The following is a 20,273-nucleotide window of genomic DNA, read 5'->3' on the forward strand; positions in this document are numbered from 1 at the left end:
AAAAAAAGCCTAGACAGCTATAGTATAACCATCTAGACTCTATTCTTACTTCTCTTCTTTCACTTTCACGCTCAATTTTAAGCTTAGCTCTTCAAGCTGCGCTTCTGCAACTGGGCTTGGAGCTTCTGTTAATAAGCAGCTTGCGCTTGCTGTTTTCGGGAATGCAATTGTATCACGAAGGTTCGTACGACCTGCAAGTAACATAACAAGACGGTCTAAACCTAATGCGATTCCGCCATGTGGTGGTGTACCGTATTCGAATGCTTCTAATAAGAATCCGAATTGTTCTTGTGCTTCTTCTTGTGAGAATCCAAGTGCTTTGAACATTTTTTCTTGTACGTCACGCTCGTAAATACGAAGTGATCCACCACCAAGCTCATAACCGTTTAATACAAGGTCATATGCTTGTGCACGTGCTTTTTCTGGTGCTGTTTCTAATAGTTCAACATCTTCACGGAATGGCATTGTGAATGGATGATGAGCTGCGAAGTAACGATCTGCATCTTCATCGTACTCAAGAAGTGGCCAATCAGTTACCCATAGGAAGTTAAATTTTCTTTCGTCAATTAGCTCAAGTTCTTTACCTAAACGTAAACGAAGTGCACCTAAACTATCTGCAACAACGCTCTTCTTATCTGCTACGAATAGTAATAAGTCACCAGCATCCGCTTCTAATGTACTCATTAACACGTTTGCATCTTCTTCACCGAAGAATTTCGCAATCGGTCCTTTTAAGCCGTCTTCTTCAACTTTAAGCCAAGCTAGACCTTTTGCACCGTATACTTTTGCGAATTCAGTTAATGCATCGATGTCTTTACGAGAGTATTTGCTCGCTGCACCTTTTGCGTTAATCGCTTTTACTTGTCCGCCGTTTTCTACAGCACTTGTAAATACTTTAAATCCACAACCTACTGCAAATTCAGATAGGTCTTTTAGTTCCATTTCAAAGCGTGTATCCGGCTTATCAGAACCAAAGCGAGCCATTGCATCAGCATATTTCATACGAGGGAATGGTGCACTAACTTCTACACCTTTTGCATCCTTCATGACTTTCGTCATCATACGCTCCATCATTTCTAAAATTTCATCTTGTGTTAAGAATGATGCCTCGATATCAATTTGCGTGAATTCCGGTTGACGGTCCGCACGTAAATCTTCGTCACGGAAACAACGTGCTACTTGATAGTAACGCTCAAATCCACCGACCATAAGAAGCTGTTTAAATAGCTGCGGAGATTGAGGTAATGCATAAAATTCACCATCATGCACACGGCTTGGTACTAAATAGTCGCGAGCTCCTTCTGGCGTGCTCTTCGTTAAAATTGGTGTTTCAACTTCTAAGAACTCTTCTGTATCTAAGAAGTTACGAATTGTTTTCGTTACGTCATGACGCATTTTGAATGTGTTGAACATTGCAGGACGACGTAAGTCTAAGTAACGATATTTTAAACGCACATCTTCTGATGCATCTGTATCATCAGCAATAATGATTGGCGTTGTTTTCGCTGCGTTTAATACGTTTACTTTCGATGCTTGTACTTCAATACGACCAGTTGCCATATTATCATTAATTGCGCCTTCACCACGTTCAACAACTGTACCTTCTACGTGTAATACGTATTCGCTACGAATCGTTTCTGCTACTTCTAACGCTTCTTTTGATGTTTCTGGGTTAAATACAACTTGTACGATACCTGTACGGTCACGTAAGTCGATAAAGATTAATCCACCTAAATCACGGCGTTTTTGTACCCAACCTTTTAATTGAACTGTTTGTCCAACCGCTTCTACTGTTACTTTTCCGCATGCATGTGTTCTTTCAGCCACTTTAAGTTCCCCCTATATTAATTTCTCTGCTACATATGAAGCAAATACATCTAACGCTACTTCTTCTTGTCCGCCTGTTGCCATATCTTTTAAGTTAATGATGCCTTTATCTAGCTCATCTTCCCCTAATACAGCTACGTATTTCGCATTTAAACGATCTGCAGATTTAAATTGTGCTTTCATTTTGCGATCTAAATAATCTTTTTCAACTGCTAGTCCAGCTTTACGAAGATCAAACGCAATTTTCGCAGCTTGGTCTTTCGCTTTTTCACCAAGTGCTACAACGTAACAATCAATACTATGTTCAATTGGTAACTCAATATTTTCAGCCTTCAGCGCCATAATTAAACGCTCAATACTCATCGCAAAACCGATACCTGGCATTTCCGGTCCACCGATTTCTTGTACAAGTCCGTTATAACGGCCACCGCCACTTAATGTTGTGATAGCACCGAAACCTTCTGCCTCACTCATAATTTCAAAAACAGTGTGTTGGTAGTAGTCTAAACCACGTACTAAATTCGGATCTTTCTCAAATGGAACATCCATCATCGTTAGTAGTTCTTGTACTTTGTCGTAGTATACTGCTGAATCTTCGTTTAAGTATTCTGTAATAGATGGTGCCGTGCTCATTAATTCATGATTACGGTCCTTCTTACAGTCTAAAATACGAAGAGGGTTTTTTTCTAAGCGAGATTGGCAATCAGAACAGAATTCTCCGATGCGCGGCTCAAAGTGAGCAATTAACGCATCACGGTGTGCTTGACGACTCGCTGCATCACCTAAGCTATTTAATACAACTTTAATATTTTTCAAGCCCATACCGCGGTAAAACTCTACAGCAAGTGCAATTACTTCTGCATCAATTGCTGGATCGTTACTACCAATTGCTTCAATACCGAATTGTACGAATTGACGATAGCGACCTGCTTGTGGTCTTTCATAACGGAACATTTGGCCGATATAGTATAATTTTGTTGGTTGCGTTGCATCACCGAACATTTTGTTTTCAACATAAGAACGTACAACAGGTGCAGTACCTTCTGGACGTAATGTTAAACTACGCTCTCCACGGTCTTGGAATGAATACATTTCTTTTTGTACGATATCTGTCGTATCACCAACACCACGTAAAAATAGCTCTGTGTGCTCAAAAATTGGTGTACGAATTTCTTTATAATTGTAACGACGGCAAATGTCGCGCGCTTGCCCTTCGATATACTGCCATAACTCAACACTACCTGGAAGAATATCTTGCGTTCCGCGTGGGATTTGAATAGACATATTCAGTTCCTCCTCAAATTGTTTTAATCTTAATAAAAATAAAAAAACTCCCGCCTCTACTGTTTGAACAGTAGGGACGAGAGTATTATACCCGTGGTGCCACCCTAATTGAAGCACGTATGCTTCCACTTTTTTAATAACGCTTAAATTTGCGTTCATCTCTACTAAGCGTATAAGCCTTTCAAGTTGAAACCTACAGAGTGTCATTCAATCAGTCATCATGTAGAAATGTTTTCAGCCTAGGACATTTCTTCTCTTTCCATGTGTATCTCATTTACTCTCCTCTATCAACGGCTATATTCATATGTAAATATAAAATTACTATACGTTTGTTGAGTAGGATTGTCAAGTGCTCTAAGAGCGCTCAATTTGCTTCTTTAGGCGCTTTACATCTTGTAGTGAAATTCCAAACTCAGAAGCAAGCTCCATTGAAGTATTGTTTTGTTCTTTTGAAATAAAATCATGTAAATTTACGTTAAACAGTTGATTTGCACCATTTGTAACAGAATGCCCTTTTTCATTCATACGCATACGTATATCCCTCACATTCAATATGGATGTTTTACTTTTTATTGTTCCATATTGATGAGATAGTTATACATAGCCGAAACAGCTATTGATTCCAAATAACTAAACAAAACATACCACAATGTATGAAAAAAAGAGAGGATCCTATAATCCTCTCTTCCCCGGCAACACTATTTACTTTCTACAATTAAGGTCACCGGACCATCATTGATTAAAGAAACATCCATCATTGCTCCGAACTGCCCTGTCTCCACATGTAGTCCTTGTTTACGAACTTCTTCATTAAAGAAATCATATAAATGCTCTGCATAATCAGGTTTCGCAGCATCCATAAAGTTTGGACGTCTTCCTTTACGGCAATCTCCGTATAATGTAAATTGCGAAATAGATAGAACTTGTCCCTTCATATCAAGTACAGAGTGGTTCATCTTTCCGCTCTCATCTTCAAAAATACGTAGGTTTGCAATTTTTTCTGCGATATAAGTTGCATCTTTTTCTGTATCTTCATGCGTAATGCCAACTAGTAATGTTAAACCGAATGGAATTTGTCCTACAATCTCACCATCTACTGTGACAGACGCTTCCTTTGATCGTTGTAAAACAACTCTCATCTTTTCTACACTCCCTATTAATGCATCATGCGTCGTACGGCATAAATTTCTGGAACACGTTTAATGCGCTCCACTACTTTTTTCAAGTGTTGTAAGTTTCGAATAGAAATCGACATGTTAATCGTTGCCATCTTATTACGATCACTTCTACCAGAAACAGCTGAGATATACGTCTTCGTTTCTGTAACAGCTTGTAATACTTCATTCAATAAACCACGACGATCATAGCCTGAAATTTCAATATCAACATTGTATTCAATTTCTTTTTCAGGACTACCTTCCCAATCTACTTCTAGTAAACGCTCTACCGCTTCTTCTGTATGCACATTGACGCAATCACAACGATGAATTGATACGCCTCGACCTTTCGTAATATACCCAACGATATCATCGCCTGGAACTGGGTTACAGCATTTTGATAAACGAATTAACAAATTATCTGCACCACTTACCTTTACACCAGAATCCCATTTTCGAATTTTCATCGGTTTACGAACTTCTTTAACTTCAACGATTTCTTCTTCACGTTGTTTACGGAACTTGTCCGTTAGTCGCGTAACAATTTGTGCAGCTGTAATTCCGTTGTATCCAACTGCTGCAAACATATCTTCTTCATTTGCAAAGTTAAACTTCTCAGCAACACGTTTTAAATTATCAAGTGCTAATACTTCTTTCATTTCATACTCTAAGCCACGCACTTCTTTTTCAACAAGTTCACGGCCTTTTTCAATATTTTCATCTCTACGTTGCTTCTTAAAGAATTGACGTATTTTATTTTTCGCATGAGATGTTTGAGCTAGCTTTACCCAATCTTGACTTGGGCCATACGAATGTTTCGATGTTAAAATTTCAATGATGTCACCAGTTTTTAATTTATAATCAAGGGTCACCATTTTCCCATTTACTTTTGCACCAATTGTTTTATTCCCGATCTCTGAATGGACACGATACGAAAAGTCAATTGGAACAGATCCAAGTGGTAATTCCATTACATCGCCTTTGGGTGTGAAGACGAATACCATGTCAGAGAACAAATCAATTTTTAATGATTCCATAAACTCTTCTGCATTAGAAGCTTCATTTTGCCATTCTAATATTTGACGGAACCAAGTTAGTTTCTTCTCTAATGTACCAGTTGTTTCTGCTGTTTTCCCTTCTTTATACGCCCAGTGTGCCGCGATACCGAATTCTGCAATTTCGTGCATTTCTTTCGTACGAATTTGCACTTCTAGCGGGTCACCTTTCGGCCCAATTACAGTTGTATGAAGAGATTGATATAGATTTGCTTTTGGCATTGCAATATAATCTTTAAAACGACCCGGCATTGGCTTCCAGCACGTATGAATAATTCCAAGCACCGCGTAACAATCTTTAATACTATTTACAACGACACGTACAGCTAATAAATCGTAAATTTCATTGAACTGTTTATTTTGCAATGCCATTTTACGATAAATACTGTAAATATGTTTTGGTCTTCCAGAAATCTCAGGTTGAATTGAAACCTCTTTTAATTTCTCACGAATGCCAGTCATTACTTCATCTAAATATTCTTCACGCTCTGCACGTTTACGCTTCATTAAATTTACAATACGATAATATTGCTGCGGGTTTAAATAGCGAAGTGACGTATCCTCTAACTCCCATTTAATAGTACTAATTCCGAGTCTATGTGCTAAAGGTGCAAAGATTTCTAACGTTTCATTCGCAATGCGACGCTGCTTCTCTTGAGGCAAATGTTTCAATGTACGCATGTTATGAAGACGATCAGCTAGTTTAATTAAAATAACTCGAATATCTTGAGCCATTGCGATAAACATTTTGCGATGGTTTTCTGCTTGTTGCTGCTCATGGGATTTATATTTAATCTTTCCAAGCTTTGTAACACCATCGACAAGCATAGCGATTTCTTTATTAAATTCCCGTTCAATGTCTTCTAATGTAATTTCTGTATCTTCCACTACATCATGCAAGAAACCTGCCGATACTGTAGCCGGATCCATGTGTAAATCAACTAAAATACCTGCAACTTGAATTGGGTGAATAATATATGGTTCACCCGATTTTCTATATTGTTCGCTATGTGCATCACGCGCATATTCATAGGCACGTGCCACTAGCTCAATATCTTCATCCGCTAAATATTGACTTGCTTTCTCGAGTACCTGTTCAGCTGTTAGTACTTGCTCATTTGCCATCGAATCACCTTTTATTGAAAATTGACTTTATCTTTATTGAATAGAATAATTTATATTCTATCATTATAACCCAATGATTGTGAATTGTGAAAAGGAAAAGATTTTACTGACATTTCACCATGTTTTTTTGTGCAATTATACAAAAGTACCCGCTCCTCTCCAAGAGATTCACGGGTACTTTTTTATCACCGTAGTTTCACCTATATAATGATTAGTATTTTTCTAATACTAATACATCGTAACCATCTAACATTTTACGACCATCTAAGTAAGTAAGCTCTACTAAGAATGCAATTCCTGCTACAACTCCGCCAAGTTCTTCAACTAGTTTAATTGTCGCTTCGATTGTTCCACCTGTAGCTAATAGGTCATCTGTAATTAATACACGTTGACCTGGCTTAATTGCATCTTTATGGATTGTTAAAACATCTGTTCCATATTCTTTACCGTAGTCAACTGTAATTACTTCACGTGGTAATTTCCCTAATTTACGAACTGGTGCGAACCCTAATTCTAATGCATAAGAAACTGGGCAACCAATAATAAAACCACGCGCTTCTGGCCCTACTACAACATCAATGTCTCTTTTTTTTGCATAAGCAACGATTTCATCTGTTGCTGCTTTATATGCTTTTCCGTCGTTCATTAAAGGTGTAATGTCTTTAAACACAATACCTTCTTTCGGATAGTCTGGTACAATTGCGATATGTTGCTTGAAATCCATATTTCTGAATCCTCCTCAGATATAAAAGGTTTGTAAATACAAATCCTTTACCCTAACTGTTCTACTTATTTATGATTACGAATCGTTTCAAACCATGTATATAGTTGCTGATATGTGCTATAAACCAATTCTTTCTCTAATTGTAAGTGGTTCATTTTCTCACGATATGTGTTCGATTCAATTAAATCACGCTTTTGTTTTTTGTCTGCCATAAAAATGACACCGTCTTTTATTGTAACAAATTCTAACTCAAAAAACACCTGTGTCATGAAATTTACTGTATCTTTTGACCAACCTTTATGACGACACAGTTGTTCCCCATATTGCTTTAAAGAAAATGGTGTTTTTTGGTTTAAGAAAGAATAGTACCATTTAAAATGTTCCCTCGTTGGGACCGTACTAAATAAATGATTGTTCTCTTGATAAAATAGCGTGTAAATTCGAGATGGAAATCCTACTTTAAATAAATCACGCAATTCATCTGTTCCTTTCGGCAAATCGAGTAACACAATATATTGATCATCTAAATGTGTTACCTCTGATGCATGCACGAGCTGTTCTTTATAGCCTTCTAAAGAAAACTTATTCAATACCTCTTCAGAAAAATACACCATGGTTATTTTTTCTTTCGGAAGTTCTGCTAAATTTGCTTCTACATTACGCATACTACGCCAGTCAAATAATTGCCATGCCTCTACAGCAATATCTTGCACCATTAATTGCGGCTTTTTAAAGTTATTCCATTCATTAATGGACACTTCTCCTACTACAGAAACCTTCGCAACTGGAGAGATTTCTTTCGCATAAGCACCAAATCCAAATCCAATTGTATCCAGTGTTGCTTGTCCCTCACGAAGAGCCATTTTCAAATGAGATCCATCAGATCCAATTGCACGGATACTTTCTAAGTCAGCATCTTTCACCGCAATACGCGGTTTCGGATTTCCTACGCCAAATGGCGCTAACTTTTGCATCTCCTCAATCGCGGCAAGCGTTACATCCTCTACTTTACAAAATGCATCCACTGCTGTAATCGGAATAAAATCTTCTTCTGTTAAAACTACATCTGCTTGCTCATTTAACCTGCGTCTTAATTCATCCACATCATTCATATTAAGCGTCATTCCCGCCGCCATCGGATGACCTCCGAAATGCGGTAACAATTCACGGCAATCTGAAAGGTTTGCAAACAAATCAAATCCTGCAATACTACGAGCCGATCCCTTTGCTGTTTCTTTATGAGGATCAATGCTTAATACAATCGTCGGACGATAAAAACGTTCAACTAACTTAGAAGCGACAATTCCAATTACCCCTGGATTCCAACCTTCTTTTGCAAGGACTAATACTTTATTTTCTTCCGGCGGGAATTTATTTTCGACTTCAGCGATAGCTTCTTCTGTAATTTGCTTTACAATATCTTTTCGAAGTGTGTTCAGCTCATCAATTTCTTCAGCTAGCTCTTTCGCTTCCTCTGGATTTTCTGATAATAAAAGGTGTACAGCAGGTGTTGCATCTTCCAAACGACCAACTGCATTAATACGAGGTGCGAGTGAGAATCCGATGCTTTCTTCTGTAATTTCGCTTTGCGAAACGTTAGCAACTTTAAATAACGCCTTTAAACCGATATTTCGAGTCATTCGCATATGCTTCAGTCCACGCTGTACTAACAATCTATTTTCACCATGAAGCGATACTAAATCGGCTACCGTACCGATTACTGCAATTTCTAATAAATGCTCTGGTACACGGCCCAAAAGTGCATGTGCAACTTTAAATGCAACACCAACACCCGCTAAATAATGAAACGGATAAACACCGCCTTCTAATTTCGGATGAATAATCGCAAGTGCCTCTGGTAACTCTGGTGGCGGCTCATGATGATCTGTAATAATAAGATCTATCCCAAGTTCCTTCGCTACCTTCGCTTCATGTACCGCTGCGATACCAGTATCGACAGTAATAATTAGTGAGAACCCTGCACTGTGCGCCCAACGAAACGCTTCTTCATTTGGCCCATAGCCTTCAGTAAAACGATTTGGAATATAAAACTCTACTTCTGCACCTAATTCTTTGAGAGCAAGATATAACACAGTCGTACTACTTACTCCGTCCGCATCATAATCGCCAAATATTAATATTTGTTCTCCATTTTCAATGGCCTTTTTCACACGTTCTACAGTCCGATCCATTCCTTCAAGTAAAAATGGATCATGAAATTCTTGATCTGCTGTATTTAAAAAGTCTACAATCTTATCTTCTGTATTTAAGCCTCTACCGAGAAATAATGAAGTCACAAGAGGTGATAGTTGCAATTTATTTGCTAATTCACTCACTAGTTCCTCATTATATTCTTTTTCTTTCCAACGCGTCTTCGGTTGTAACACGAAATCACCCCTTAACCTATCCATTATACAAGACAGATTAAGGGGTGACAATATAATGCAAACTACGATTCGATATCTATATAATTAAATATCCGTTATGTTTAATTTGGAGAATACGGATTAATATGTACAAAAACATTTTGTACGTTATCTTGTTTCATAAGTTTTTCTTTTACATGTTTTCCGATGCGGTGACCTTCTTCTACAGTGATATATGGATCTACAGATACTTTAATATCAACAATAACATAGTGGCCATGTTCTCTTGCATATAAAGAGCCGATTTTTTTCACACCTTCCACTTGAAAAACTGCCTCCCTAAGCGGAACAACATCTTCTTCATGCAAAACATGATCAAGCGTTGCATGAATAGCTTCTGCTCCAATACTCCACGCCATCTTAGCAACGAGAATTGAGACAAATAATCCCGCAATTGGATCGGCATATACAAGCCAATCTATACCTAACTTACCGCCGATAATAGCTGCACAAATGCCGATTAAAGCTGCAATTGAAGAAAACACATCCGAACGATGTTCATATGCATTTGCAATAATTGCATCACTATTTATCCTCTTCCCTAATCGATATTTATACTGAAACATCCCTTCTTTCACTACAATCGAAAGAATAACTGCAAAAATCGTAATTCCTTTTGGTGGTTCTAAATCTTGTGAAAAAGCTTTTATAGACGAAATCGCTATCTCTAGTCCAACAATAAATAATAATACCGCAACAATAATCGCTGAAATCGATTCCGCTTTACCATGACCATACGGATGATCTTCATCAGGCGGTTGCTTTGCTGCCCGTAATCCAAAAAGTACAGCTAACGAGCCAATTACATCTGATCCAGAATGCACCGCATCCGCTAAAAGTGCCTTACTGTTTCCAATATAACCGATTACCGCTTTTACAATCGCTAATATAATATTACCAACGATTCCGACAATAGCACCAAACTCGGCCTGTTTAAAACGTTCATCTTTTTCCATAATTGAAATCCCTTCTTTTCTTAACCTCTCTTTTTATCCCGCTTTAACGAGCAGTAAGACTCCCACTCATTAAAGTTTCACTTTATTGTAACAAAAATAAAGATAACATCACCACTTTCTTCCATTTATCTCCCCTTTAAAAAGGCGCTACTTTATTGTGTCCGCAAACGAAAAAGAGATGCCTCATATAGAGACATCATCTTTTTATATGTTTTATTTTTTATACTTGTGGTTCAGATACTTCTTTCTCAACCTTCTTCTTGTTTTTGCCCCTTTTCAAACGACGGTTTTCAAGCATTAACCAAATTTGAGAAGCCACGAAAATAGAAGAGTACGTACCTACAACTAATCCAATTAATAATGCAAGTGAGAAGTTACGCAGTGATTCACTACCGAAAATAAGTAGTGTGATTACTGGGAATAACACTGTTAACACTGTATTAATTGAACGACCAATTGTTTGACGAATACTTGAGTTTACGATTTCTTCTAGGTCTTTTATGTCGCGAACTCGTTTTTTCTGTTTGTATAACTCACGGTTTCTATCAAACGTAACGATTGAGTCATTGATAGAGTAACCAATAATCGTTAATACCGCAGCGATAAACGTTAAGTCTACCTCTATCTGGAAAAGACTAAACACAACAATCATAACGAACGCATCATGTAACAATGCGATTACCGCAGATAATGCATATGTAAAGCGGAAACGAATACTTACGTATAAGATGATAACCAATGAAGCTATCAGAACTGCGATAAATGCATTTCGTGCAATCTCTTTACCGATTGTCGGCGAAACTGTACTTACGTTTGGATCTGTACCATATTTATCGTGGAAGAATGTTTTTGTTTTCGCAATTTCATCTTTCGATAGAACACCTACTGTACGAACTGCGAAACCTTTATTGTCATCTCCGGTCGGTACAATATCTTCTTCCTTCACATCGATGTTCAATTCTTTCAAATCTTTATGAACATTAGAAACAGTAGTTGCTTGTTTTGATTGCAAGTCGATACGTGTACCACTTGCAAAGTCAATACCAAGATTCATTTTGAAGATCGGTAATATAATTGCCCCAGCAATTACAACTACAATTGAGAATAAGAAGAATTTATGACCGATATTTACGAAATTAATACGATCAAATCTCGTCGGTGGATGTACTACACCTTTTGTTAATGGAATAATATCCTTTTCCTTAACACCAAAGTAAGATAGTTTCTTATCAAAGTAACGGCTCTTTACAAGTAAACCTAGTAAGAAACGAGTACCGAATACGTTCGTAATGAAACCAACTAAAATACTTACGATTAAACTTGTTGCGAATCCTTTTACAGAGCTATTACCGTAAGCGAATAATACACCAGCTGCTGCAATTGTTGTAACGTTCGCATCTAAAATTGTCGCTAATGAACGATGGTTACCAGCACGGAATGCTGACATCATCGACTTACCAATTTTAAGCTCTTCCTTCAATCTCTCGTACGTAATGATATTCGCATCAACTGCGATACCTACCCCGAGCACTAATGCCGCAATACCTGGTAACGTAAGAACTGCATGCATCCAGTTAAAGACAAGCAGTGTAACGAAAATGTATAACCCTAACATAATAACCGCTACAAGTCCTGGTAAACGGTAGAATACAAGCATGAATAAGAAGATAATAGCAATACCGATCGCACTAGCGAAAATCGTTTGCTCTAATGCTTGTTGACCAAATTTTGCTCCAACAGATGTTGAATACATTTCTTTTAAATCAACAGGGAGTGCACCTGCATTTAATAACGATGAAAGTTCTTTCGCACTTTCAACTGTAAAGTTTCCACCTACGATAGATACTTCAGCTTGGTTAAATACTTGGCTTACTGTTGCTGCTGATAAAAACTTCGGATTCGGTTTTGCAGATTCTGCTTTATATGAATCTTTTCCTTCTTCAAAATCAAGCCAAATTACCATTAAATTCGTTGGTGGTGGCATTTTTGAAATCTTTTCAGTTACTTCACGGAATTTTTCAGCGCTTTTTAGTGTAAGACCTACGCTCGCACGGCCTTGCTCATCAAATGTTTGCTTCGCTCCGCCGCCTTTTAAATCCGTTCCGTCCATAAGAAGGTTATCATCCACATCACGGAATGTTAATTTCGCTTGTGTTGATAACATTTCACGTGCTTTTTGCTGATCTTGTACACCAGCAAGCTGTACACGAATTCGATCTTCCCCTTCGATTTGAATGTTCGGCTCACTTACACCAAGAACATTGACACGATTTTCAAGAGCACCTACTGTACTTACAAGTGCATCACGATCGATTTTATCACCTTTTTTGGCTGGTTTTACTTCATACAGAATTTCAAAACCACCGCGAAGGTCTAGTCCTAGACTAATTCCTTTTGCTATGTCTTTTCCTGCCGCACCAATTACTCCACCAATTAATAAAACGATGAGGAAAAAGGCGGCAATTCTTGTACCACGCTTTGCCATATGTACCCTCTTTCTGCTACTAACACTTTCAATAAATCTCTTACGATTCATTTTTGCACGTGTGCATACGCCTAGTTAGTAGACTTACTTTCTATAAAATACATGTATTTCCGCTAGTTCATCACTAGCTGTGTCGGTAAGCTTTTCACAATACCTACACTTTCATTATTTATTTTTCCTCTTCACTACCTCCTTTATATATAATCTTAGACATAATTAATTCCTCTTTATCAATACCTATCATTATACTGCAAAAGGAAGAACAAACCAATTACAGTCGGTTATTTATTTTCATATTCATCAAACGACCAAAGTGGTGCTTGATATGCTTCAACAGTTAAATAATTCATATATTCATTAGTACTTACTCTTAATACATCATTTACTAATTCATATAACCTAACATCACTGTCTATCTTTTTCCACTTTTTCGCCTTGAGAAACTTCCAAATATCATTATCTGTCACTCGGTCGTAACCGAACAACTGAAACTCTTCTACTTTACTTTCTAAAACGACTTGTAACTGTCCGCGGTATGATTCTACCAAAGCCTCTTTATCCAACATATATAAACATCTCCTTCTTATTTCAGCACGAAAAGTCGCTTTTAATCCCGCTCTAATGGACAGTAATAACTTCTTTCAAGAGTACCATTCATACTTTACTCTCTTAAATGCTTGTCATTCTTGTCTCATACGTGCATATAAATTATTGTAAATCATTCCATTGATTTTGAGAAGGTAGGAGAAGAGTATGACGAGACAAAGCTTTTTAAAAGGTGCATTTATTTTAATGATAGCTGGCTTTATTACAAAAATTCTTGGATTTATTAACCGCATTGTAATGGCACGTATTTTAGGCGAAGAAGGCGTTGGCCTTTATATGATGGCTGTCCCCACCTTCATTTTAGCAATTACATTAACACAAATTGGTCTTCCTGTGGCAATCGCAAAATTTGTAGCAGAAGCGGAAGCAGTGAACGATAAACAAAGAGTTAAAAAAATATTAACTGTCTCGCTAGCCGTTACATCCATTATTAGTATCATTTTAACAATTGGGATTATGCTACTCACACCTATTTTAGCAAAAACATTATTAACAGATGAAAGAACTTACTATCCATTAATGGCTATTTTACCTGTCGTCCCTGTTATTGCAGTTTCTTCCGTTTTACGTGGTTATTTCCAAGGGAAACAAAATATGAAGCCGAGCGCTTACGCTCAAGTCATAGAACAAGTTGTCCGCATTACAATTATCGCTGTATGCATTCGGTTATTTTTACCTTACGGCGTAGAATATGCTGCAGCCGGTGCCATGCTATCAGCTGTTCTTGGTGAAGTTGCATCTTTATTATTTTTACTTACTTTATTCCAACGCGAAAAACATTTATCTATACGCTCTGAATTTTTCACTACTGTAAAGGAGAGCAAAAATACATTTTATTCCCTTATGGACATTGCTTTACCAACTACAGGAAGCCGTTTAATTGGTTCCGTTTCTTATTTCTTTGAACCTATCGTCGTTATGCAAAGCTTAGCGATCGCCGGCGTTGCTGCTTCTGTCGCCACTCAGCAATACGGTATATTAAACGGATATGCGTTCCCGCTTCTATCACTGCCAGCCTTTATTACATATGCCCTTTCTACAGCACTCGTCCCATCAATTAGCGAGGCAATGGCAAAGAGACAACACAAATTAGTGGAACACCGATTACAACAAGCGCTTCGAATTTCCTTAATAACCGGCGGATGGTCAGTCGTTATATTATATGTATTTGCTTCTCCAGTTTTAACTCTCATGTACGGATCAGACAACGCGGCCGCGTTCATCCAACTTCTTGCACCTTGCTTTTTATTTCATTATTTCCAAAGTCCCCTTACATCTGTGTTGCAAGCTTTAAACTTAGCACGCGCTGCTATGATGAACACCTTTATTGGCGCTATCGTAAAATTAATCGTTATTTTTGCACTCGCTTCACGCCCAGAGTTCCAAATGATGGGGGTTGCCCTCGCCATCGCAGCAAATATAGTAACCGTAACATTCCTTCACTACGCCACTGTTTTAAAGAAAATTGCATTTACCATTTACGCAAAAGACTATATTTTCGGCGGAATTGCTATCGGGATTGCTGGTACCTTCGGTTTTTATCTTCATAAGCATATCGTTTTTTCTCATTCACTTGGCGTACAAACATTATGGGAAATCACCTTAACAACAATCGTTTATATCGTTCTCCTCTTCGTTTTCAAACTCATTCGAAAAGAAGAATTAAGTCGTCTCCCTATCATTCGGAAACTTTCATTTTTGAAGTAAGCGGGCTTGCCATTCAAAATGGTAAGCCTCTAATTTTCTTTCAAATCAACAAAAAATTGTCCATTTTGAAAACTACAATATACAATCTGTTTCACATCTTTATAACCTAAGTTATTCAATTTCTCAACGAGCCACTCATTTGTATGCTCAATCATTTGCAAATGATTGTATTGAATTTCTCCATCAATAATTAGTGGGAGTGTAAAAATTGGTGTATCATTTTTGCTCTTTTTACTTTTTTGTTTTTGAAAGACAGATAACTTTCCAGATGGTTCTAAAATAGCGTATTCTACATCACGCACATCTCCGATTCCTTGCTCACGTAGTTGCATCAATAAATCATCTATGTTATATCGCTGCTTCCGCATCTTTTTTTCATCAATTTTACCTGCATTCACAAGAATCGCAGGCTCTCCTTCTATTAAATGCCGAAAACGCTGGAACTTTAAAGAAATGACCGACAAAATGATTTGTATACACATTAGAAAAATCATTGGAACTAATTGATGCCAAAGTGATTTATCTGTATTTTCAATTGCCACTACAGCCATTTCACCTAGCATAATGAATACAACCAAATCTAATACACTCAATTCTCCAATTTCACGTTTACCCATAAGACGAAAAATAATTAAAATGATTGTATACAAAAGCATTGTTCGTCCGATTATTGATACCCATTCCATTGCTACATCCCCTTTTTTTACTTATAGGCTCCCCTACAAAAAAGAAACTAGTCTAACTTAAACAAAATGAAAATATGCTTGTATTAAAAAGGGGGAATGCATAATGGATGGAACGAAAAAATTATCGGGTGCAATCGGCTTCGGTATTATTACCCTATTAATCCTCGCATCTATTACAAGTATGATCATGGCTCTTTTATTAAAATTTACGAATATTAATGAAGGGACATTAGTAATTACTATTTTTATACTAGCCCTTCTATCTATGCTTATGTCTGGATTTATTGCTGGTAAAAAGGCACAAGGAAAAGGTTGGTTAGTAGGTTTCACTACAGGGCTCACATTCACTCTTCTCGTCTTTCTCGTTAACTATTTAGGCTTCTCTCAAACTTTATCGAACTCACAGTTACTCTACCAATTAGCATTAATGGGCGCGAGTACACTCGGAGGTATTTTCGGTGTAAATATGTCAAAACAAAATAATTAAAAAAAGGCCCTGCACATTTCATGCAGGGCCTTCATCATTAGTTTTTCACAACTTCACGAATCGCATTGCGATCGAAAGTTAAGTGTGAACCACCAGATTTAACAACGATTTTCGTTTCGTCTACTGATTCGATTGTAGCGTGTAAACCACCGATTGTTACGATAGCATCACCTTTTTTGATTTCATTTTGCATTTGAGCAACTGCTTTTTGACGCTTTTGTTGCGGGCGAATTAATAAGAAATAGAAAATCGCAAACATCGCAACAATCATAACGATATTCATCATACCTGCATTCATCTTTTGTTCCTCCTTTTAAATTATGTATTAGAAGTTTTTAGCATTCGGTTTATTAAAGCCATACTGTTCAAAGAACTCTTCGCGGAAATCGCCAAGACGGTCTTCACGAATAGCTTGTCTCACCTGCTCCATTAAGTTTAACAGAAAATGAAGGTTGTGATAAGACGTTAAACGAATTCCGAACGTTTCATCGCATTTCATTAAGTGACGAATGTACGCACGAGAATAGTTTTTACATGTGTAGCAATCACAGTTCGGATCAAGCGGTCCGAAGTCTCTAGCAAATTTCGCATTTTTCACAACTAGACGCCCTTCACTTGTCATACATGTACCATTTCGAGCGATACGAGTTGGAAGTACACAGTCAAACATATCAACACCGCGAATCGCACCATCAATTAACGAGTCAGGAGAACCTACACCCATTAAGTAACGTGGCTTATCATCAGGAAGAAGTGGTGTTGTAAACTCAAGAACACGATTCATAATATCCTTCGGTTCACCAACAGATAGACCGCCTATAGCATAGCCAGGGAAGTCCATTGAAACAAGATCTTTCGCACTTTGGCGACGAAGTTCTTCAAACTCTCCGCCCTGTACTATACCGAATAAACCTTGATCCTGTGGACGTTCATGCGCCTTTAGACAACGCTCTGCCCAGCGGCTCGTACGCTCTACAGACTTCTTCATGTATTCAAAAGTAGCTGGGAACGGTGGGCACTCATCAAATGCCATCATGATATCTGAACCTAATGCATTTTGAATTTCCATCGCTTTTTCTGGTGATAAGAATAATTTATCTCCATTTAAGTGATTACGGAAATGAACACCTTCCTCTTCAATGCGGCGGAAGTCACTTAAGCTAAATACTTGGAATCCACCTGAATCCGTTAAAATTGCACGATCCCAGTTCATAAACTTATGCAAGCCACCTGCTTCACGAATAATTTCGTGGCCTGGACGTAGCCATAAATGATACGTATTGCTTAAAATAATGCCAGAATCCATTGCTTTTAATTCTTCTGGTGACATCGTTTTAACTGTTGCAAGTGTACCAACTGGCATAAATGTTGGTGTATCAAATGAACCGTGTGGCGTATGTACTCGACCTAAACGCGCACCCGTTTGTTTACAAGTTTTAATAAATTCATAACGAATTGCTGTCATAATTTACTCCTTTTATTTGTTTCTCATTTTAGCGTGAGATGCAACGAACATCGCATCACCGAAGCTAAAGAAACGATATTTTTCTTTTACTGCTTCATTATAAGCATGAAGTACATTATCTCTATTTGCAAATGCACTTACAAGCATAATTAATGTTGATTTCGGCAAATGGAAGTTTGTAATTAAACCATCAATTGCTTTAAATTCGTATCCTGGGTACATAAAAATATCTGTCCAGCCAGAAGCGGCGCAAAGCTTACCACTATGATCTGTCGCAATCGTCTCTAACGTACGAGTTGATGTCGTACCTACTGTAATAATACGTCCGCCATTCTCTTTCACGCGGTTTAATAACGCAGCTGTCTCTTCAGACATATGGTAATACTCTGCGTGCATATGATGCTCTTCAATCGTATCTGCAGAAACTGGTCTAAATGTTCCAAGTCCTACATGGAGTGTAATGAACGCTAACCCGACGCCTTTTTGCTTCAATTTCTCGAGTAACTCTTCTGTAAAATGAAGCCCAGCTGTCGGTGCTGCTGCTGAACCTATTTCCTTCGCATATACCGTTTGATAACGATCGCGATCTTCTAGCGTCTCTTTAATATATGGAGGAAGTGGCATTTCTCCAAGCTCGTCTAAAATTTCATAAAAGATGCCGTCATATGAAAACTCAAGTTGACGCCCACCTTGATCTGCTGTTCCAATGCAAGTTGCTTTTAACTTTCCTTCACCAAAAGAGATAACAGTTCCTTCTTTTACACGCTTCGCTGGCTTTATAAGCGTTTCCCACTTATCGCCCTCTTCTTGTTTTAAAAGAAGTACTTCAATGTGTGCACCTGTATCTTCTTTCACACCGTGCAAGCGAGCAGGCATAACTTTCGTTTCATTTAAAACTAAGCAATCCCCCTCATGTAAGTAAGAAAGAATGTCCGTAAAATGTTTGTGCTCAATATCTCCTGTTTCACGGTCTAACATCATCAATCTTGATGTTTCACGCTCTTCAAGCGGAATTTGTGCAATGAGCTCTTCTGGTAAATGAAAATCAAACAAATTAATATCCATAACTGTATCCACCTATTTCTTATTTGAATCGATTTATTATATACATAATAAAAGATAATACAATACTTAACACAATACATGTAATGATAGGAAAATAAAAGGTAACGTTACCTTTTTTCACAAAAATATCGCCTGGAAGCCTTCCTATGAACTTCCAAGCTAATCCAGCAACAATGAGCAAAATACCAGCTGTAATAAGCAGCTTTGGCATCTCCGTCATACTTTTGGCATCTCCATTCCGAAATGCTCATATGCGAGCGGCGTTACGATCCGGCCTCTTGGCGTTCTTTGTAAAAAGCCAATTTGTAATAAATACGGCTCATACACATCTTCAATCGTATGCGATTCTTCCCCTATCGTTGCTGAAACAGTTTCTAATCCAACTGGACCACCGCGGAACTTTTCAATAATACCAAGCAGTAATTTATGATCGATATGATCAAGTCCTAATTTATCTACTTGTAATAGTTCTAACGCCATTTGTGTAATTTCCATCGCAATGGTTCCGTCACTGCGAACTTGTGCGAAGTCACGTACACGTCGTAATAGACGATTCGCAATACGAGGTGTACCACGGGCACGCCTTGCAATTTCTAATGCAGCTAACGAATCTATTTCAACTTCAAACACTTCTGCTGTACGTTCTACAATCGCAGAAAGCTGATCTACTGTATAGTACTCTAATCGTGAAAGTACACCAAAACGGTCACGAAGTGGTGCTGATAATGCACCTGCACGCGTCGTTGCCCCAACTAGCGTAAATGGAGGTAAGTCTAGACGTACAGAACGAGCTGACGGTCCTTTCCCAATAACGATATCAAGGCAAAAGTCTTCCATCGCTGGGTATAACACTTCTTCAATAGATCTATGCAAACGATGAATTTCATCAATAAATAATACATCCCCAGGCTGAAGTGCTGTTAATACAGCCGCTAAATCTCCTGGTCTTTCAATTGCGGGACCTGACGTTGTTCGAATGTTAACACCCATTTCATTGGCAATAATATTCGCAAGCGTCGTTTTACCAAGTCCAGGTGGTCCATATAAAAGTACGTGATCTAACGTTTCTTCGCGCATTTTTGCCGCTTCAATAAACACTTCTAAATTATGTTTCGCTTTATCTTGGCCAATATACTGACGGAGCGTCTGTGGCCGTAATGAATACTCTAAATCCGCATCTTCATATCCAGATTCCCCTGAAAGGAGACGTTCGTCCAT

18 protein-coding genes and 1 other annotated feature are annotated in these 20,273 nt (G+C 37.9%); of the genes, 2 read left to right on the forward strand and 16 right to left on the reverse strand.

All coding sequences use genetic code 11. The features are described from left to right. Positions 1–45: 45 nt before the first annotated feature. The 10 genes from aspS to MHI07_RS20725 form a co-directional block, all read right to left on the reverse strand. A complete protein-coding gene (aspS, locus tag MHI07_RS20680; protein WP_088079415.1) occupies positions 46–1,827 on the reverse strand; it encodes an aspartate--tRNA ligase in 1,782 nt (593 codons plus the stop codon). A 12-nt stretch (positions 1,828–1,839) separates the two neighbouring features. Continuing rightward, positions 1,840–3,111 carry a histidine--tRNA ligase gene (gene hisS / locus MHI07_RS20685; RefSeq protein WP_002145627.1) on the reverse strand — a complete coding sequence of 424 codons (1,272 nt, stop codon included), beginning with the start codon at positions 3,109–3,111 and terminating at the stop codon, positions 1,840–1,842. Between the two features lie 69 nt (positions 3,112–3,180). Next, positions 3,181–3,411, reverse strand: a binding site (T-box leader). A gap of 54 nt (positions 3,412–3,465) precedes the next feature. Continuing rightward, positions 3,466–3,642 carry a hypothetical protein gene (locus tag MHI07_RS20690; RefSeq protein ID WP_002015300.1) on the reverse strand — a complete coding sequence of 59 codons (177 nt, stop codon included), beginning with the start codon at positions 3,640–3,642 and terminating at the stop codon, positions 3,466–3,468. A gap of 167 nt (positions 3,643–3,809) precedes the next feature. Further along, positions 3,810–4,250 (reverse strand): D-tyrosyl-tRNA(Tyr) deacylase, encoded by a 441-nt coding sequence (locus MHI07_RS20695; RefSeq protein ID WP_002015302.1) that lies wholly within the window; start codon positions 4,248–4,250, stop codon positions 3,810–3,812. Positions 4,251–4,267: 17 nt separating this feature from the next. Then, entirely contained in the window at positions 4,268–6,448 is a 2,181-nt protein-coding gene (gene relA / locus MHI07_RS20700; protein WP_340825980.1) for a GTP diphosphokinase, read from the reverse strand. 211 nt (positions 6,449–6,659) lie between these two features. Beyond that, positions 6,660–7,172: an adenine phosphoribosyltransferase gene (locus MHI07_RS20705; protein ID WP_002111996.1), complete on the reverse strand. Its 513-nt coding sequence runs from the start codon at positions 7,170–7,172 to the stop codon at positions 6,660–6,662. 65 nt (positions 7,173–7,237) lie between these two features. Further along, positions 7,238–9,559: a single-stranded-DNA-specific exonuclease RecJ gene (recJ, locus tag MHI07_RS20710; RefSeq protein WP_016106220.1), complete on the reverse strand. Its 2,322-nt coding sequence runs from the start codon at positions 9,557–9,559 to the stop codon at positions 7,238–7,240. Positions 9,560–9,660: 101 nt separating this feature from the next. Next, complete coding sequence (locus tag MHI07_RS20715) at positions 9,661–10,554, reverse strand: cation diffusion facilitator family transporter (RefSeq protein WP_002111998.1); 894 nt, start codon at positions 10,552–10,554, stop codon at positions 9,661–9,663. Positions 10,555–10,774: 220 nt separating this feature from the next. Further along, positions 10,775–13,039 (reverse strand): protein translocase subunit SecDF, encoded by a 2,265-nt coding sequence (gene secDF, locus MHI07_RS20720; RefSeq protein WP_002111999.1) that lies wholly within the window; start codon positions 13,037–13,039, stop codon positions 10,775–10,777. 281 nt (positions 13,040–13,320) lie between these two features. Next, on the reverse strand, positions 13,321–13,605 hold the full coding sequence (locus MHI07_RS20725; protein ID WP_002015311.1) for a post-transcriptional regulator: 285 nt from the start codon (positions 13,603–13,605) through the stop codon (positions 13,321–13,323). A 187-nt stretch (positions 13,606–13,792) separates the two neighbouring features. On the opposite strand from MHI07_RS20725, the gene spoVB reads away from it, so the two are divergent. Then, positions 13,793–15,352 (forward strand): stage V sporulation protein B, encoded by a 1,560-nt coding sequence (spoVB, locus tag MHI07_RS20730; protein WP_070146906.1) that lies wholly within the window; start codon positions 13,793–13,795, stop codon positions 15,350–15,352. Between the two features lie 29 nt (positions 15,353–15,381). Here spoVB and MHI07_RS20735 read toward each other — a convergent pair whose 3' ends face one another. Next, complete coding sequence (locus tag MHI07_RS20735) at positions 15,382–16,038, reverse strand: DUF421 domain-containing protein (protein WP_002112002.1); 657 nt, start codon at positions 16,036–16,038, stop codon at positions 15,382–15,384. A gap of 103 nt (positions 16,039–16,141) precedes the next feature. Here MHI07_RS20735 and MHI07_RS20740 point away from each other — a divergent pair, with 103 nt between their 5' ends. Continuing rightward, the gene (locus MHI07_RS20740; RefSeq protein WP_002112005.1) at positions 16,142–16,525 is read left to right on the forward strand and encodes a TIGR04086 family membrane protein; all 384 of its coding nucleotides are present in this window, start codon (positions 16,142–16,144) and stop codon (positions 16,523–16,525) included. Between the two features lie 37 nt (positions 16,526–16,562). On the opposite strand, the gene yajC is transcribed toward MHI07_RS20740, so the two are convergent. From yajC to ruvB, 5 genes are read right to left on the reverse strand one after another with little or no spacing between them, the layout of a single operon-like run. Beyond that, positions 16,563–16,823: a preprotein translocase subunit YajC gene (yajC, locus tag MHI07_RS20745; RefSeq protein ID WP_002034132.1), complete on the reverse strand. Its 261-nt coding sequence runs from the start codon at positions 16,821–16,823 to the stop codon at positions 16,563–16,565. Between the two features lie 27 nt (positions 16,824–16,850). Beyond that, a complete protein-coding gene (gene tgt, locus MHI07_RS20750) occupies positions 16,851–17,990 on the reverse strand; it encodes a tRNA guanosine(34) transglycosylase Tgt (protein ID WP_002015319.1) in 1,140 nt (379 codons plus the stop codon). A gap of 12 nt (positions 17,991–18,002) precedes the next feature. After that, the gene (gene queA / locus MHI07_RS20755; RefSeq protein WP_002160379.1) at positions 18,003–19,055 is read right to left on the reverse strand and encodes a tRNA preQ1(34) S-adenosylmethionine ribosyltransferase-isomerase QueA; all 1,053 of its coding nucleotides are present in this window, start codon (positions 19,053–19,055) and stop codon (positions 18,003–18,005) included. Positions 19,056–19,074: 19 nt separating this feature from the next. Further along, on the reverse strand, positions 19,075–19,275 hold the full coding sequence (locus MHI07_RS20760; protein ID WP_002112011.1) for a DUF2905 domain-containing protein: 201 nt from the start codon (positions 19,273–19,275) through the stop codon (positions 19,075–19,077). Beyond that, complete coding sequence (ruvB, locus tag MHI07_RS20765) at positions 19,272–20,273, reverse strand: Holliday junction branch migration DNA helicase RuvB (protein ID WP_000344470.1); 1,002 nt, start codon at positions 20,271–20,273, stop codon at positions 19,272–19,274. The genes MHI07_RS20760 and ruvB overlap by 4 nt, the downstream gene beginning before the upstream one ends.

This window comes from Bacillus sp. FSL H8-0545 (assembly GCF_038006105.1).
GTDB classification, from domain to species: Bacteria; Bacillota; Bacilli; order Bacillales; family Bacillaceae_G; genus Bacillus_A; species Bacillus_A cereus_U.